This is a genomic window from Rhizobium sp. R634, from assembly GCF_002211305.1.
Lineage (GTDB): Bacteria > Pseudomonadota > Alphaproteobacteria > Rhizobiales > Rhizobiaceae > Rhizobium.
In genome coordinates this window covers 94,139-108,173 of record NZ_LOKW01000004.1, presented here as the reverse complement: position 1 = coordinate 108,173, position 14,035 = coordinate 94,139, and the positions used below count along the sequence as shown (strand labels likewise).

Genomic DNA, 14,035 nt, shown 5'->3' with positions numbered 1-14,035 from the left:
CGGATCGCCCATCGGCGAGCGTCAGCCGATGCCGAGCTTCTTGGTGACTTCGCCGACATTGGCCTTGTTGGCGAGGAGCGCCGGCACATAGGTCTCGCGCGGCAGCGTCTGGCCGGAGAGGAGCCTCGCGACGTTGCGGATGGCGGTCCGGCCGATTTCCGCCGGCTGCTGGGCGACGTCGGCGCCGGCAGGCGAATTCGGATCGGCGACAAGCTGCAGCACTTCGGGGCTGCCATCGACGCCGTAGGTGCGGATTTCCGTCCGCCCCGCTGCCGTCAGCGCCTGGGTGGCGCCAAGCTGGGGAATATCCCAGGCCGACCAGATCGCCTTGATCGCCCCCTTTTCCGGATACTTGTTCAGGATCGCCGTGATCTGGGTGAAGGCGTCCTGCACGGTGTTGGGGATGACGTCGCGCAGTTCCGGCTGGAGGATTTTCACCTTCGGGAAATATTTGACGACATTGACCAGCTGGTCGTAGCGGATGGCGCAGGGCGTGACGCCATAGAAACCGTTGAAGACGACGATATTGCCTTCGCCGCCGATATCCGAGACGAGCTGCAGCGCGAGATCCTTGCCGATGCCCCAATTGTCCGACGTGGTGTTATTGATCGAATTGGTCGAGCCGACGTCGACGGTCAGGACCGGAATGCCGGCATCGCGCGCCTTCTTCAGCCAGGGATCGATGACGCTGAGCGTACCGAGGATTTGAACGATCGCATCCGGCTTCTGCGCGATCAAGGTCTGCAACTGCGAGACCAGCTTTCCATCATTGCGGCCGGCATCGACGGCGATCGGCTCGCCGCCGAGACGCTTCACCTCTTCGATCTGGGCATTATAGGCCTGCAGGTCGAAGAAGTGATCGGTGCCGGTCGCGCTGATGGCGATGCGCTTGCCTTTCAGCGACGGTTCTTCGCCGGCTGCCAGAACCGTTTTTTGCCCGACAAGCGAAGCGCCGGCGACGGCGACCCCAGCCGCTGCGGACAGTTTCAACAGGTCTCGTCTTCCGAAGCGGCTTCCGGACTTTTCGATGCTCATGACCACTCTCTCCAATTAAGTTATTTCTATAAATTAAGTAGACTAATCGGAATGAGGAGAAAGGAATTTCCAAAAAGATGCTCTCTGGGAAAAAGACTGGGCGGGCCGCAAGCTCGTTCGTGGCCGAGGTTTGCCGCAACGATCGATGGCACGCGGTAAGGGATCATGCCGGCAATCCCAGAGGCCTTGTTCAAGCTGTCTGTCGATCGTCTCGCCGAGTTCGGAAAGATCGATGCCCTGGGTGTCGAACCCCCCGGTCGGGACTCATAATCCGCCTTCATCGGCAGCTCAGCAAATGACGTACTTGATCATTGGTCCACTTGAGACTAAATATATCCTCAAGTGAAAAGGAGCCATTGTGATGATGGGATTTGCTGTCGTTGCCGACGTTCTCGGACTGCCTGCCAGAGAACCGGCCTCGCGTTCGGCCTTCGGCCTGCTCTCCAGTATCGAGGCGGGATTGCCGGTCAAGGCGCTTGACCGCATGGCGCTGCTTCTCGCCCCAAGCGACGCCCAGTTCAAATACCGGCTCGTTCCCAAAGCCACTTATGAACGGCGCAAGTCCAAGCATCGGCTCTCCTCCGATGAGGGCATAAGGCTCGCCCGTCTCGCGCGTGTCTGGGGGCTGGCGCTCGATGTCTGGCGGACCGAGGCCGAGGCGCGCGATTTCCTGTTTCGCCCGCATGCGATGCTGGAGGACAGGCGGCCGATCGACGTCGTCATCCAGAGCGAGATCGGCGGCGAGCTCGTGCTCGATGTCCTTGGAAGCCTGAAATACGGCAGCGCTGCGTGAGCGCACGGCTTCTTGACCGTACGCTGACATCCGTCCGGATCGGAGATCCCAACGGAACCTACCCGATCTTCGATGCCACCGGCTCGACCGTCGCGCCGGGGCGGTGGAACACGTCGGGCAGCCCGATTATCTATACGAGCGAGCATTATCCGACGGCGCTGCTCGAAAAGCTCGTCCATGGCAGCGGCAGGCTGCCGCCCAATCAGCATTACGTCACGATATCAATGCCGCGCGGGCTCAGTTATGAGATCTTCTCCGAGCCGGCGCTGCCGGGCTGGGACAGCATGCCGGCCGGCGTCAGCAAGGCTTTCGGCGAAAAGTGGTACCAGGAAAAGCGCAGCGCCATCCTGCTGGTGCCGAGCGTCGTTGCCCGGGTCGACCGCAACGTGCTGATCAACCCGGCCCACCCGGAATTCCCATCGATCACGGTCAGCCTCCACCAACCCGTCTACTGGGACCGCCGCTTGTTCGACATGTGATAAGCCCGATTTTTTGCGCATCCTAGTCATGCTTCCGCATCCCTTTCCACCGTTGCGCGCAAGGTCCGAACCTCGTTCTCATTTACCTTAAAAAGTAAGGCAAATTTGGTGCGTAGCTATGACGCACGGCAGTCCAATTGACTCCTAAACTTGGGCATGTAATTGCTGATCCAATTTTGAAAATGCAAGTAGAATATATGTATCATCTCGGCGAAGTTGTAATCCGGCGATTGCAGGAAAAGTTGATTAGATCGGTAAGGAAATTTGTTAGTAGAGGACAGCCTTACATTATAATGGATTTTCCATCCAATAAAGATCCCGGCCACCACGCAAGTTGGTTGGGATTGGCAAAGGTATTGCAGGAGGTAACAGGGCGCCTGCCGGTACTTACCGGCGGCTCTCTTCAAAGTATTAACGAGATAAAATCCACGCCCGGCGACGCTCCAATATTCATTTGCGGGTGGGCCGACTTCGGAGATGCGCGGACCGGCAGAGACGATGTTCGCTACCGGTTAGCGTGCAAATATCCGGACCGAACCATCATTCAGATGCCTCAAACAATCGATTTCGCCAACGAGGCCCTTATGGACTACGCGAAGCGTACGATTGGGAGGCATCGCAAATTTTTCTTTATGACGCGCGACGAGCAGAGTTTCGAGCTGGCAAAAGCGAACTTCGATTGCGATGTCGAGGCTGGGCCGGACACGGCATTCGCTATCGACATGCTTAAACCGTTCGAAGCCGATCCTCTCCGGGCATTATACGTCATGCAGCCTTTTGGGGAGGACGACGTCGATATAGCTGAAGCCAGAGCGATCGTCGACGGACCTCTTACCAATTGGATCAACGGTCCGGATAGTTTGTCGCGCCTGCGCAAGTCGAGTGTCCTCAAGGCCGCGATGCGGCGTGGCTTTAGCCGTTCCGAGATGGTGGCCCAACATTGCGAGGATGTCGCTGCTCGGTATGTCGATTATGGCGTGAAGATGCTGTCCGGCGCGCAACGGATTATCACCAACCGCCTCCATGGTCATACTCTTTGTCTTTTGCTCAATAAGCCGCATGTCGCGGTTGCGAGAAGCGGAAGCAGGCTGCACGACTTCATCGGTAGCTGGACCGGCGATACTCTGTTGGTGGAGAAAGCGACAAATGCCAGTGAGATTTTGGCGGCCATGTCCCGCCTTCCGTATGAGATGAACGGCACCTGGTACAAGTCGAGTAGACCGATAGATCTGCGTCCCGGTCTTCCCGCCCCGGATCTCGTCCCCATCCCTCTATAGTTTGATTCCCCGTAGGAGTTCAGTTTTGTCGGTTGCACGAGACGATGATATTCTATTCAGCCATGTGAACGAGAACCGATCCGCCGCAGCCGTAACGGGCGCATTTTGGTCGGCGCTGAGTACATTTATTCCAACAGTCTTCACCTTCGCAGTTTTTGTGGTGACTTCACGAGTTCTTCAACCCCAGGATTTTGGTCTTGTCGCGCTGTCATTCAGCATAGTGTCGTTTGCAGGCAGTTTTGGACCGACTGCATTTGGCGAGGCGATCATACAGAGAGCTGAAATAAAACGCAGCCACCTGGACACCATATTCCTACTTTCGCTTGTTTTTTCGTTTTTCATCTATGGAGCTTTGTGTGTCGCCGCTTCTCCAATCGCGGAATACGTGGGACACGGGGAAGTCAGGTATTTGATTTACATCATGGGGTTGAAGGTATTCTTCGACTTCATGACCATCGTTCCGAATGCGATTGTCAATAGGAAGATGTCATTTCATCTGGTAGCTGTCCGTACTGTTATAGCTACCATCACTTCTGCTGGCATTTGCCTTGTTTTAGTTCTCGCGGGTTTTGGCTTGTGGGCGCTTGCGATTGCGCAGATTGCTGCCACCGCGGCATCGTGCGGCGCTTCCTTCTGGGGTGCGGGGTGGTCACCGGGACTTCACCTCAAGAGAGCAAGCCTGAACGACCTCCTTCACTACGGCTTTTTTGCATCTGGCACTCGGTTTTTACAGACGATGAGCTTAGACAACCTTATCATAGGCGTGCTCTTGAGCCCATCAGCGCTCGGTATGTATAACTTTTCGAAGCGTTTGTTTGATATGATCAATAACGTTATCGCCGGGGGCTTAACATCTGTCACGCACGTCCTGCTTTCTTCGTTGCGGTCAGATCACAAGAAAGTTCGTGAAGCATTCCTAATGGCGACGTTTGGTTGCTCTCTGGTATCGTACCCCGTATTTATTGGCCTTGCCGCAGTCGCTGATGATGTGATCCCGACAGTATTCGGTGCGCATTGGATTGAGGCTGTTTGGCCCGTTCGGTTCTATTGCGTTATAGGGTTGATGGCTGGGATCGGCTACGTTCAAGCGTCTTTGATAAAAAGCCAAGGCGAAATGGATTGGTGGTTTTACTACCAGCTCGCACGAAATATCCTCACGCTGTTGTCCATCGCAATTCTTTATCCTTATGGGGTTACAATAATTGTCTTCGCGATAATGATTCAGGTTCTGTTATTTTGGCCGATTACCAGCTGGAAAGTTTCGCGGCATATTGATCTGAGTATCGGGGCATACTTGATGCAATTCCTTCGGCCTAGCATGGCTTCTGCAGGTATGATTGCTGTAGTTTTGCTGCTCCATGAAGCGCTAATTCATTGGTCAGCTTATCCGCGTTTGGCGGTGGAGATCCTCGCAGGTGCCATTGCCTACGGTTGCCTAATATTTATCCTATGCAGGCCCCGTTTAAATCTCTTGATGGGCATTATAAAGCAGGCACGGCAGCGCAAAGGGGCGCTACTATCAGCACCGTAGCACATCAATCGTGATGTACAGACACGTCCCAACGATCTGTGAATTTTGAACCGACTGGTGTTCAAAGGGGCATTTGCCATTCGCATACGTCACTTCATGCCGTTTGTGATCCACTACCTCTGGTGCCCTCAGGCACAACGGCGATAGGATAATCGACAAGATGACCAGTCTCGACCGCGGTTATGCGCCACCAGCGATGGACAGCGCAGGAGTCTCGATTGCCGACCGCAGCCGTTACTATTCTCTCGACGCAATGCGCGGCTTTGCCGCCATTTGCGTTGTGGCTACACATTTCCAGGAAAGATATGCCCCGTCCGCTTATCTGGCAGTCGACTTTTTCTTCGTTCTCAGCGGGTTTATTATCGCGGACATTTACGGAAAACGGCTTTCGGGCGGTCTGCCATTCCAGTCCTTTATGGCGGCTCGAATCAAGCGTCTTTATCCGCTCTATCTGATCGGCATTTCAGTCGGTCTCGTGCAAATCATTCTGCTGACAAGCTGGGGGCTGAGAGGTCAAAGTGTCATTGACCTCATGGTGTCGACAGTTGCCAACGGGGCTTTTCTGCCCAGCCCGATGTATTTACTTCAAGCAAGCCCGATGCAGGGGATGTTTCCAATCAATGGTCCGGCATGGTCGATGTTCTGGGAACTGTTGGTGAACATACTCTTCGCAGTATGGCTTTTTCGGCTCTCCGTCCGTGCCCTTTGCCTCGTGGCCCTGGCCTCGGCTGCATTTTTGGTTGTTGTCGGTCTCAAGTACGGAATGTTGAATATCGGCTGGGAATGGCCTTCCGCTATCGGTGGACTGCCAAGGGTGATGTTTTCATTTACGGCAGGGGTGGTGATCAGCCGTCTGTTCGGCGGCATGCCCGCCTGGAGGAAGGGTTGGACCGCCTTGGTGCCGTGCCTGCTGCTGATGATCTGCATCGCGGCGCCGGTTCCTTCCGTGCTGCGGCCTTATTACGATTTGATGTTCGCGATGGCCCTGGCGCCGCTCATCGTGATGCTTGGTCTCTTTTTGGAGATACCGGCAAAATTAGAGGCGCTGGCGACGCGGATCGGGTATATCTCATACCCCGTCTACATCCTGCACCGAGGGGTGATCGGTGTTTTCAAGCCGGTTGCCGGGTCGATCGGGGTGAATGGTCCTCTCGCGTTTTTCGTGCTTCTCGGCGCAGTCGTCTGTTTCGCCTATGTGACCGCTCGTCTCCTAGACAAAACCATGGCTATGCGGACCCGCCGGGCTCGATAACAGCCCGCCGCGGCGAGCGCGCCATCAGCCGGGCATAGGCGATGGCAGAGAGCATGTTGACGTGGTTGGCCTTGCCGGTGCCGGCTATGTCGAAGGCGGTGCCGTGATCGACCGAGACGCGGTCGATCGGCAGGCCGAGCGAGACGTTGACCGCCGTTTCGAAGGCGACGAGCTTGATCGGGATGTGGCCCTGGTCGTGATACTGGGCGATGACGAGATCGAAGGCGCCGTTATAGGCGCGGGCGAACACCGTATCGGCCGAGATCGGCCCGACGACATCGATGCCCTTGGCCTGCGCCTGCTCGACGGCGGGCGCCAGGAATTCCGTGTCCTCGGTGCCGAACAGGCCGTTTTCGCCGCAATGCGGGTTGAGGCCGGCCACGGCGATGCGGGCCTTCTTGCCGAGGCGCAGGAAATGTTTGTGTCCGGCTTCGATGGTCGCCAGCACCCGCTCCGTCTTGGCACGTTCGATCGCGCCCTTCAGCGAGATATGGGTCGAGACATGGATGGTGTTCAGCCGCTCGGAGGCAAGCAGCATGAAGGAGCTCTTCGAGCCGGTGAGATGCGCGAGAAGCCCGGTATGGCCGTCATGGTGATGGCCGGCAAGGTTCATCGCCTCCTTGTTGATCGGCGCGGTGACGATGACATCGGCTTTCCCAGACATGGCGAGATCGACGGCGCGGGTGATATAGCGCACCGAGGCGTCGCCCGCGACCGGGCTGACCTTGCCGATTTCGGGCAGGGCTGCGCCCAGCGGAACTTCATCGACGGCAATGCTGCCATCGCCGGCGGCATCGGCGGGGCCGAACCGCAGGCCGGCGCCGGTGGCGCGGTCGGCGCGCTCCAGCGCTTCGACATTGCCGACGATGACGAAGTCGCGGCGCTCTTCTTTGGGAAGGGCCGCCAGGGCCTTGACGATCACTTCGGGGCCGACGCCGGCGGGATCACCAAGCGTCACGGCGACTTTTGCATTCCTGTCCATCATCAAAGTTCCTTCTGAAAACCGTGTCGCCTAGAACGCGGCTGCGTAGATCGAGCGAATGTCGGCGCGCGTCAGGTCGCGCGGATTGTTGTCGAGCAGACGGCGGATGGCAAAGGCGTCGTCGGCCATGGCGTCGAGATCGCTTTCCGGCACGCCGAGGCCGGAGAGCTTCATTTCGATGCCGAGTTCGGCGCAGAAAGCGTAAGCCGCATCGAAGACGGATGCCGTATTGTCCGAGGCCTCATAACCGAGCGCCGCCATCACCGCTTTCGTCTTTTCCGGAGCCGAGGGCGTGTTGAAGGCGAGAACATGCGGGAAGATGAGCGCATTCGCCGCGCCATGCGCCACATGCCAGCGCGTGCCGAGGGGATAGGCAAGCGCGTGGCCGCCGGCTGTGTTGACCGGCCCGAGGCAGAAGCCGCCGTAAAGCGAGGCGAGCGACAGTCCGGCGCGCGCTTCCGCGTCGCTGCCGTCCCTGACGGCGCGGGCGAGATATCTGCCGACCAGCCGCGTCCCCTCGATCGCGTAGATGTCGACCATCGGGTGGGCCTTGCGGTTGGTGAAGGCCTCAACGCAATGGGCCATCGCATCGACGCCGGTGGCGGCGGTAGTGCGAGCCGGCACGGTGAAGGTCAGGGCCGGATCGATGACGGCGATGTCGGCGAGCATATGCAGGCTTTCGACGGCAAGCTTCGCCATCGTCTTGGGATCGGTGACGAGTGCGCGAATGCCGGCCTCGCTGCCGGTGCCCGAGGTTGTCGGCACCTGGGCGAGCCCGGCCTTGCGAGGTCCGTGCACCTTATTGGGGCCGACGACCTCGTGCAGCGTCTGCGCCGAGCCGGCAAGAACGGCGGCAAGCTTTGCCAGATCCATGGCGCTGCCGCCGCCGAAACCGACGATCAGCTCCGCATCGGCGGCATTGGCCGCAGCCAGCACCTTATCGAGATTGGCCGTATCCGGCTCCGGCGTCACTTCGGAGAAGACCGTCACCTCGCCCTTCAGCTCCAGCACGTCGATGCGCGAAGCGTTGAAAGCATCCGAGATGACAAGCGTGCGCCGATAGCCTCTTTCGCTGGCCCATTTGCCGAGCTTTCCTGCCGTGCCGATGCCGAATTCGATCTGATGCGGCCGAATTATCGTGATTGGCGAACCCAAGCTGGCCATGAACCAGTCCTCCCTGCAGGATCTTGCGGCAATAGTGTCGCTCTCTTTATTGTAAAGTTGTAATGTCAAAGTCAAGCCGACATTCCCGAGAGCCTGAAATTTTGTCGCGCGATGTTCGCCGGAGCAAGTTTTCAGATGAAGTTTGCACGATTATTCTGTATATAAAACAATAAGATATACGAATTTCGCCGATTAGGGCGGGCATTTGGCTTAGGAGAGGCCGAGTCCGTCGCGCGGCAGCCGACCGGTCAGGGCTGTTGTCAATTCATGGCTGTTCGATCGGCCAAAAACCATTGTACCCGCGTCCTTTCGGTGTTGATCGGACGCAGGTTTACAATTGGCTGGCCGCTGCCTTGCTTACGGCAGGGCGTTCGGTTCGAGGCGCACATATTTGATGGCGCGCCGATAGTAGGTATAGGCGACATGGAGTGTGCCGTCGCCGCTTTGGATGACCGAGGGATAGGAGAATTCGCGGTTCAGCGAATCCTTGGAATTGTTGCTGAGGCAGTGGCCGTCGCCGGTATCGAGATCGATCCGATACGGAAAGCTCCTGCCGCCATCCCTCGATATTGCGAGGCTCAGCGGCGCACGCGGAACACCCCAGATCGCTTTCCGGCGGATATCGGCAACGGCGGCAGCCGTCTCTCCGGCGTCGTCGCCCTCGATTTCGTCATAGAGAGACTGGCGTCGCGCATCCGACATAGCGGCGTTCGAATGGTTGTAAACCATTGCGATTCCTCTATTATTCATGACTGTAGCCTGAATGGAGGAATTGTTGTTCGGAAGTTCCGTGGGCTCGGGCGCGCTCCATGTCCTGCCGCCATCGCTCGATCGGCTGGAAAGAATGCTCTCGGCGAAACGGTTGCGGTAGAAGGCAATCATCTGGTCGCCGCCGAGCGGCAGGATGTTCATATGCACGGCGCCGATGCTGTCGGCAATGTCGTGCATCTGCCAGCTTGCGCCGCCGTCGCGTGAGATCAGCACGGCCGCCGTATCGGCGTCGCCGCTCCAGCGCTGGCCGTTGAGGCCGACGCAGCGGAACACCGGAAGCAGCCATTCGCCCCTGCCGTTGACGACGATCTGCTGGCGCACGAATGTGCCGGGGCTGTCGCAAAGGATGCGGACCGGGCCGAAGCTTCGGCCGCCATCATCGGAGATCCGGCATTTGACAACGGAACCGTCCTGATTGCCCGAGGTCTGCGAGGTATAGAGCAGCCATGTCTTTCCGCCAGGAGCATTGAAAATCAATGGGTTCTGCTCGGATTTCTGCGGATCGTCGCTCATCTTCTCCGGCTCGGACCAGCGCTTCGAGCCCGGCGCCAGTCGCGACATGTAAATCGAGATGTCGCCCATGCCTTCCATCGTGCCGCCGAACCAGACGCAGCTTAGGGTGTCGTCAGGCAGAAAGGCGAGATTGGCCGCATGGTTCTGGATGCAGGGGGACGGCAGATAGGCATCGGCACGGCCCGCGACGGTGGGATGAGGGGTGATGGCCCCGGTCATCAGGGCGGGGACGGCTTCTGGGGAAAGGCCGGTAAAACTCATGGCGGATCTCCTCAAGGCAGCTTGGCGTAGCTTTCGGCGAGCGCGGCATAGTCAGCATCGCCGAGCGGCAGCAGCGGCGCGCGTGTGCGCTTCCAGGCGGGATTGCCTGTCTTCAGCCCCACCATTGCCTTGATGGTCGGGATCTGGACGTAAGAGTTGGAAAGCGTGCGGTAGGCGTTGATGCGCGCCTGCGCCGCCTCGACATCGGCGGCGCGCGCCTCGTCATGGACATGGTCGTAGACGGTGCGCAGCGAATCCGCCACGAGATTGGAGGTTGCGGTAATGCAGCCCGCGCCGCCGGCCTTCAGGAGCGGCAGCAGCAGCGGATCGGCGCCAGCGAGAACGGAGAAGCGGGGATAGGCGGCGATGATCGCCTGCATGTTATTGAAATCACCGGCAGATTCCTTGATTCCGACGATGGTTTCGGGGAACGCGGCAATCAGCCGGCCGATCAGCGGGATGGAGAGCGGCACGCCCGAAACCTGAGGGATGTGGTAGAGAATGACCTGCAGGCGCGTGTCGGCGATCTTTTCCAGCACCTGCGAATAGGCGGCGAAGAGGCCGTCGTCGGAGACGCCCTTGTAGTAGAAGGGTGGCAGCATCACGACCTTGGTGACGCCGACCGACAGGGCGTGCCGCGTCAGTTCCACGGTTTCGGGAATGGCGACGACGCCGGTGCCCGGCAGCAGCCTGTCGGCCGGAATGCCGGCTTCCAGCGCCGCTTCCAGAATGGCGCGGCGCTCGCTGGAGGAGAAGGAATTGGCCTCGCCGGTCGTGCCGAGCAGGGCCACACCATGGCAACCCTCAGCCAGCAACCGCCGGCAATGATCGGTGAAAAGGGCAAGGTCCGGCCTGTTCTCTGCGGTCAGCGGCGTTGCGGCCGCGCTGAAAACGCCCGTGATCCTGTGATGGCTCATCCTGTCCTCCCTTCGGCGCGTCCCATCTTGCCGATCTATCTCCGAACCGGCCGGTTGCGCGTGCATTTGTCATTCGCCTGTCGCGATGGAGTGCCAAGAACTTTTCCATTGCAGCGCTTTTGTCAAGAAGACAAAATGGCCTCGTGGAAAACCAAAAAACTATCTATTTGATTTTGTTTGTTTATTTTTAGAGGTATATTTTGTTCGACTGAAAAACGCGATTTTTTGTTGACATATTTACAATAACGGGAGAACGATATGGGACCGGATTGTGCTGCGCCTGGCAAGGGGCAGGGAGAGCGCTGCCGAATTTACCGTGGGAGGAACGCATGTCTTTTGATCAATCTGATAAAACCAATATCTCGCGTCGCAATGCGCTGAAGCTTGGCCTTGCTGCCGGCGTCGGCCTCACCGTCTTCGGAATGAATGCCCGTATCGTGATGGCCGATGAAGGCCAGGTCCTTAAGGTCGCGCATCCGGCCTTCGACCAGGATTGGTCGCCGCTGCGCGGCGGCGGCAGGACCTTCCGCTGGAATTCGATCTGGTGGGCTTCGCCGATGTATTTCGACAGCGAAGGCAATATCAAGCCGTACGTCTTCACCAGCTGGGAATCGGCCGACAACACGATCTGGACCTTCAAGATCGACCCCAAGGCCGTTTTCTCCGACGGCAGCAAGATCACCTCGGCCGATGTCAAGGGATCGTGGGAAGTCGCCTCGATGCCGAACACCAAGAGCCAGCGCGCCGACCAGGTGCTGAGCAAGGTCAAGGGCTACGCCGAAATCGCCGCCGGCTCGGGCAACGAACTGACCGGTGTCGCGACGCCCGACGAGGGGACGGTCGTGGTGACGCTCGCCGCCGCCGATCCGATCTTCTTCATGCGTCTCGCAAACCACATCGCGCCGATCACCAAGGCATCGCAGTCGCGCGGCAGCGACGGCGAGGAAATCATCGACTGGTACAAGCCGGAGAACAACCCAGTCTTCTCCGGTCCGTTCAAGCTGACGAGCATCGATATCGATGCCGGCAAGATCACCTTCGAGCCGAACGAGAACTTCTTCGGGCAGAAGCCGAAGCTTGCGCGCATCGACATCACCTCGATCGAGGACAATGTCACTGCGACGTCGCTGATCAAGTCGGGCGAGTTCAACGCCCATACCGAGCTCGTCACCTCGACGATCATTCAGGATCTCGGCCCGGAATTCTCGGCCGGCCCGCTGATCCCGACCAGCCAGCACTTCTGGTTCAACACTTCCCGCGCGCCGATGGACGATCCGAAGGTGCGCCAGGCGCTGATCATGGCGGTCGATCGCGACGGATTGTTCAAGGCCTCCTATCCGGATGGGCCGCACAAGAAGGCCGATCAGATCCTCAATTCGGTTCCCGGCGCCGACAATTCCGGCTTCGAGCCTTTTCCCTATGATCCGGCAGCCGCCAAGAAGCTGCTTGCCGAATCGAGCTATGGCGGGCCAGAGCGCCTGCCGAAGCTCCTGTTCGTCGGCATCTCGGCGCCGGCCATTCAGGCCGCCGCCCAGTTCATCGCCGAGCAGTGGCGCCAGAATCTCGGCATCACGGCCGTCGACATGAAGCCGCAGCAGGACGCCTATGCCGGTCCGGACCAGAACTCGGTCCAGATCTTCCGCGACGACGTCGGCACCCGTGTTCCCGATGCCGTTTCCTATCTGGCGGGCAGCATCGCCTCGACCTCGTCGAACGCACAGAACAAGCTCGGCGGATACAAGAACGACAAGGTCGACAGCGCTCTTGCGGAAGCGGCGACCAAGGCTGCGGACGATCCGCAGCGCGTCACTCTCGCCCAGGAAGCCCAGAAGGCGTTCCGCGAGGATTGGGCCTTCATTCCATGGTATTCTCAGGCGATGTCGCGCTGGGCCACCAAGGAGGTCAAGGGCATGGAGAAGAACCTCGACTGGCAGATCGCCGAGCCCTGGAACATCTCCATCGGCTGATCCGGAACTATCGTTTCTGGCGATGAGCGCGCGAGGGCCGCAAAGCCTTCGCGCAAGTTTCAAGAAGAAGAGAGGCGATCCGCCGGGCTTTAGCAAAGGGCGGGAACGCATCGTACAACAGGTGGGAGGTGGCCTTGCTGCGCTACGTGCTAACCCGGTTCGCCATCTGGATTCCGTCCGTTCTCGTGGTGATGCTGGCCGTCTACGCGCTGGCTTTCTACGGCGCCGGCGATCCGATCAAGCTCATCTTCCTGCGCGCGCCCGGCGACGTCGCCTACAATCCGCAACGCATCGAGGCTATTCGCGAAAGTGCCGGTCTCAACAAGCCCTTCATCGAGCAATTCGGCCTTTACATCTGGAACCTGCTGCACGGCCAGTTCGGCAATTCGCTGACATCGGGCCGCGCCGTCTGGGCGATGGTTTCGGCCGCGGCACCCGTCTCCTTCCAGCTTGCCCTCTGTTCCATCATCCTGACGGCCGTCGTCGCGATCCCGCTCGGCATGATCGCGGCGCTGAACCAGAATTCGCGCCTCGACTACGTCATTCTGGGCTCGGCGCTCTTCCTCTGGGCGATCCCCGCCTATGTCGCCGGTCCGCTGCTGATGGTCGGCCTCATCGTCCTCTTGCCGAGCACGAGCGTGCCCTATGGCTGGGGCGGCATCTTCGATGTCCGCATCCTGTTGCCGCTGCTGGTGCTCTCCTTCCAGCCGATCGCGCTGATCGTGCGCCAGACGCGCGCCGCCGTCATCGAGGTGCTGTCGGAGGATTTCGTCCGCACCGCGCGCGCCAAGGGCGTGCCGGAGATCGTCGTGGCGCTGCGCCATATCCTGCGGCCGGTGCTGACGCCCGTAGTGACCCAGCTCGGCCTGATCATGATCACCATCGTCAACGGAGCCATCTTCGTCGAACTCGTCTTCGGCCTGCCGGGCCTCGGCCGCCTGACGGTGCAGGCGCTGATCAATTCCGATTATCCCGTCATCCTGGCGATCACACTGATCGGATCCTTCCTGGTGATGGTGTCGAACCTGCTGGTGGACGTGCTCTATCCGCTGCTCGATCCGCGCGCCAACGATTCAAGAAGGAGCCGCTGACC

General features: G+C 59.1%; 12 protein-coding genes. 7 read left to right on the top strand and 5 right to left on the bottom strand.

Annotated elements, in window-relative coordinates:
• Positions 1-21: 21 nt before the first annotated feature.
• Positions 22-1,035, bottom strand: a complete 1,014-nt coding sequence (locus tag ATY77_RS07515; protein ID WP_088686783.1) for a sugar ABC transporter substrate-binding protein — start codon at positions 1,033-1,035, stop codon at positions 22-24.
• A gap of 361 nt (positions 1,036-1,396) precedes the next feature.
• Here ATY77_RS07515 and ATY77_RS07510 point away from each other — a divergent pair, with 361 nt between their 5' ends.
• The 5 genes from ATY77_RS07510 to ATY77_RS07490 all read left to right on the top strand — a co-directional run bounded on the left by ATY77_RS07510 (position 1,397) and on the right by ATY77_RS07490 (position 6,367).
• The gene (locus ATY77_RS07510) at positions 1,397-1,828 is read left to right on the top strand and encodes an antitoxin Xre-like helix-turn-helix domain-containing protein (protein ID WP_088686782.1); all 432 of its coding nucleotides are present in this window, start codon (positions 1,397-1,399) and stop codon (positions 1,826-1,828) included.
• The gene (locus ATY77_RS07505) at positions 1,825-2,307 is read left to right on the top strand and encodes an RES family NAD+ phosphorylase (RefSeq protein WP_088686781.1); all 483 of its coding nucleotides are present in this window, start codon (positions 1,825-1,827) and stop codon (positions 2,305-2,307) included. The genes ATY77_RS07510 and ATY77_RS07505 overlap by 4 nt, the downstream gene beginning before the upstream one ends.
• A 197-nt stretch (positions 2,308-2,504) precedes the next feature.
• On the top strand, positions 2,505-3,584 hold the full coding sequence (locus ATY77_RS07500; RefSeq protein WP_088686780.1) for a polysaccharide pyruvyl transferase family protein: 1,080 nt from the start codon (positions 2,505-2,507) through the stop codon (positions 3,582-3,584).
• A gap of 25 nt (positions 3,585-3,609) precedes the next feature.
• Positions 3,610-5,115, top strand: coding sequence for a lipopolysaccharide biosynthesis protein (locus tag ATY77_RS07495; protein ID WP_088686779.1), 1,506 nt, complete (start codon positions 3,610-3,612; stop codon positions 5,113-5,115).
• Positions 5,116-5,275: 160 nt separating this feature from the next.
• Positions 5,276-6,367, top strand: coding sequence for an acyltransferase (locus ATY77_RS07490; protein WP_088686778.1), 1,092 nt, complete (start codon positions 5,276-5,278; stop codon positions 6,365-6,367).
• Here ATY77_RS07490 and pdxA read toward each other — a convergent pair.
• The 4 genes from pdxA to ATY77_RS07470 form a co-directional block, all read right to left on the bottom strand.
• On the bottom strand, positions 6,342-7,349 hold the full coding sequence (gene pdxA, locus ATY77_RS07485; protein ID WP_088686905.1) for a 4-hydroxythreonine-4-phosphate dehydrogenase PdxA: 1,008 nt from the start codon (positions 7,347-7,349) through the stop codon (positions 6,342-6,344). The two genes, ATY77_RS07490 and pdxA, sit on opposite strands and share 26 nt — an antisense overlap.
• Before the next feature lie 30 nt (positions 7,350-7,379).
• Complete coding sequence (locus tag ATY77_RS07480) at positions 7,380-8,513, bottom strand: iron-containing alcohol dehydrogenase (protein WP_088686777.1); 1,134 nt, start codon at positions 8,511-8,513, stop codon at positions 7,380-7,382.
• 357 nt (positions 8,514-8,870) lie between these two features.
• On the bottom strand, positions 8,871-10,058 hold the full coding sequence (locus ATY77_RS07475) for an exo-alpha-sialidase (protein ID WP_088686776.1): 1,188 nt from the start codon (positions 10,056-10,058) through the stop codon (positions 8,871-8,873).
• 11 nt (positions 10,059-10,069) lie between these two features.
• On the bottom strand, positions 10,070-10,975 hold the full coding sequence (locus tag ATY77_RS07470) for a dihydrodipicolinate synthase family protein (RefSeq protein WP_088686775.1): 906 nt from the start codon (positions 10,973-10,975) through the stop codon (positions 10,070-10,072).
• Between the two features lie 329 nt (positions 10,976-11,304).
• On the opposite strand from ATY77_RS07470, the gene ATY77_RS07465 reads away from it, so the two are divergent.
• Both ATY77_RS07465 and ATY77_RS07460 read left to right on the top strand, forming a co-directional pair.
• Complete coding sequence (locus ATY77_RS07465) at positions 11,305-12,942, top strand: ABC transporter substrate-binding protein (RefSeq protein WP_088686774.1); 1,638 nt, start codon at positions 11,305-11,307, stop codon at positions 12,940-12,942.
• Positions 12,943-13,076: 134 nt separating this feature from the next.
• A complete protein-coding gene (locus ATY77_RS07460; protein WP_088686773.1) occupies positions 13,077-14,033 on the top strand; it encodes an ABC transporter permease in 957 nt (318 codons plus the stop codon).
• Positions 14,034-14,035 lie beyond the last annotated feature (2 nt).

Excerpts from the sequence above, each read along its gene's own strand:
- ATY77_RS07480 (WP_088686777.1), bottom strand. The coding sequence starts at position 8,513 with ATGGCCAGCTTGGGTTCGCCAATCACGATAATTCGGCCGCATCAGATC.
- ATY77_RS07510 (WP_088686782.1), top strand. The coding sequence starts at position 1,397 with ATGATGGGATTTGCTGTCGTTGCCGACGTTCTCGGACTGCCTGCCAGA.
- ATY77_RS07500 (WP_088686780.1), top strand. The coding sequence starts at position 2,505 with ATGTATCATCTCGGCGAAGTTGTAATCCGGCGATTGCAGGAAAAGTTG.
- ATY77_RS07475 (WP_088686776.1), bottom strand. The coding sequence starts at position 10,058 with ATGAGTTTTACCGGCCTTTCCCCAGAAGCCGTCCCCGCCCTGATGACC.
- ATY77_RS07490 (WP_088686778.1), top strand. The coding sequence starts at position 5,276 with ATGACCAGTCTCGACCGCGGTTATGCGCCACCAGCGATGGACAGCGCA.
- ATY77_RS07515 (WP_088686783.1), bottom strand. The coding sequence starts at position 1,035 with ATGAGCATCGAAAAGTCCGGAAGCCGCTTCGGAAGACGAGACCTGTTG.
- pdxA (WP_088686905.1), bottom strand. The coding sequence starts at position 7,349 with ATGGACAGGAATGCAAAAGTCGCCGTGACGCTTGGTGATCCCGCCGGC.
- ATY77_RS07470 (WP_088686775.1), bottom strand. The coding sequence starts at position 10,975 with ATGAGCCATCACAGGATCACGGGCGTTTTCAGCGCGGCCGCAACGCCG.
- ATY77_RS07465 (WP_088686774.1), top strand. The coding sequence starts at position 11,305 with ATGTCTTTTGATCAATCTGATAAAACCAATATCTCGCGTCGCAATGCG.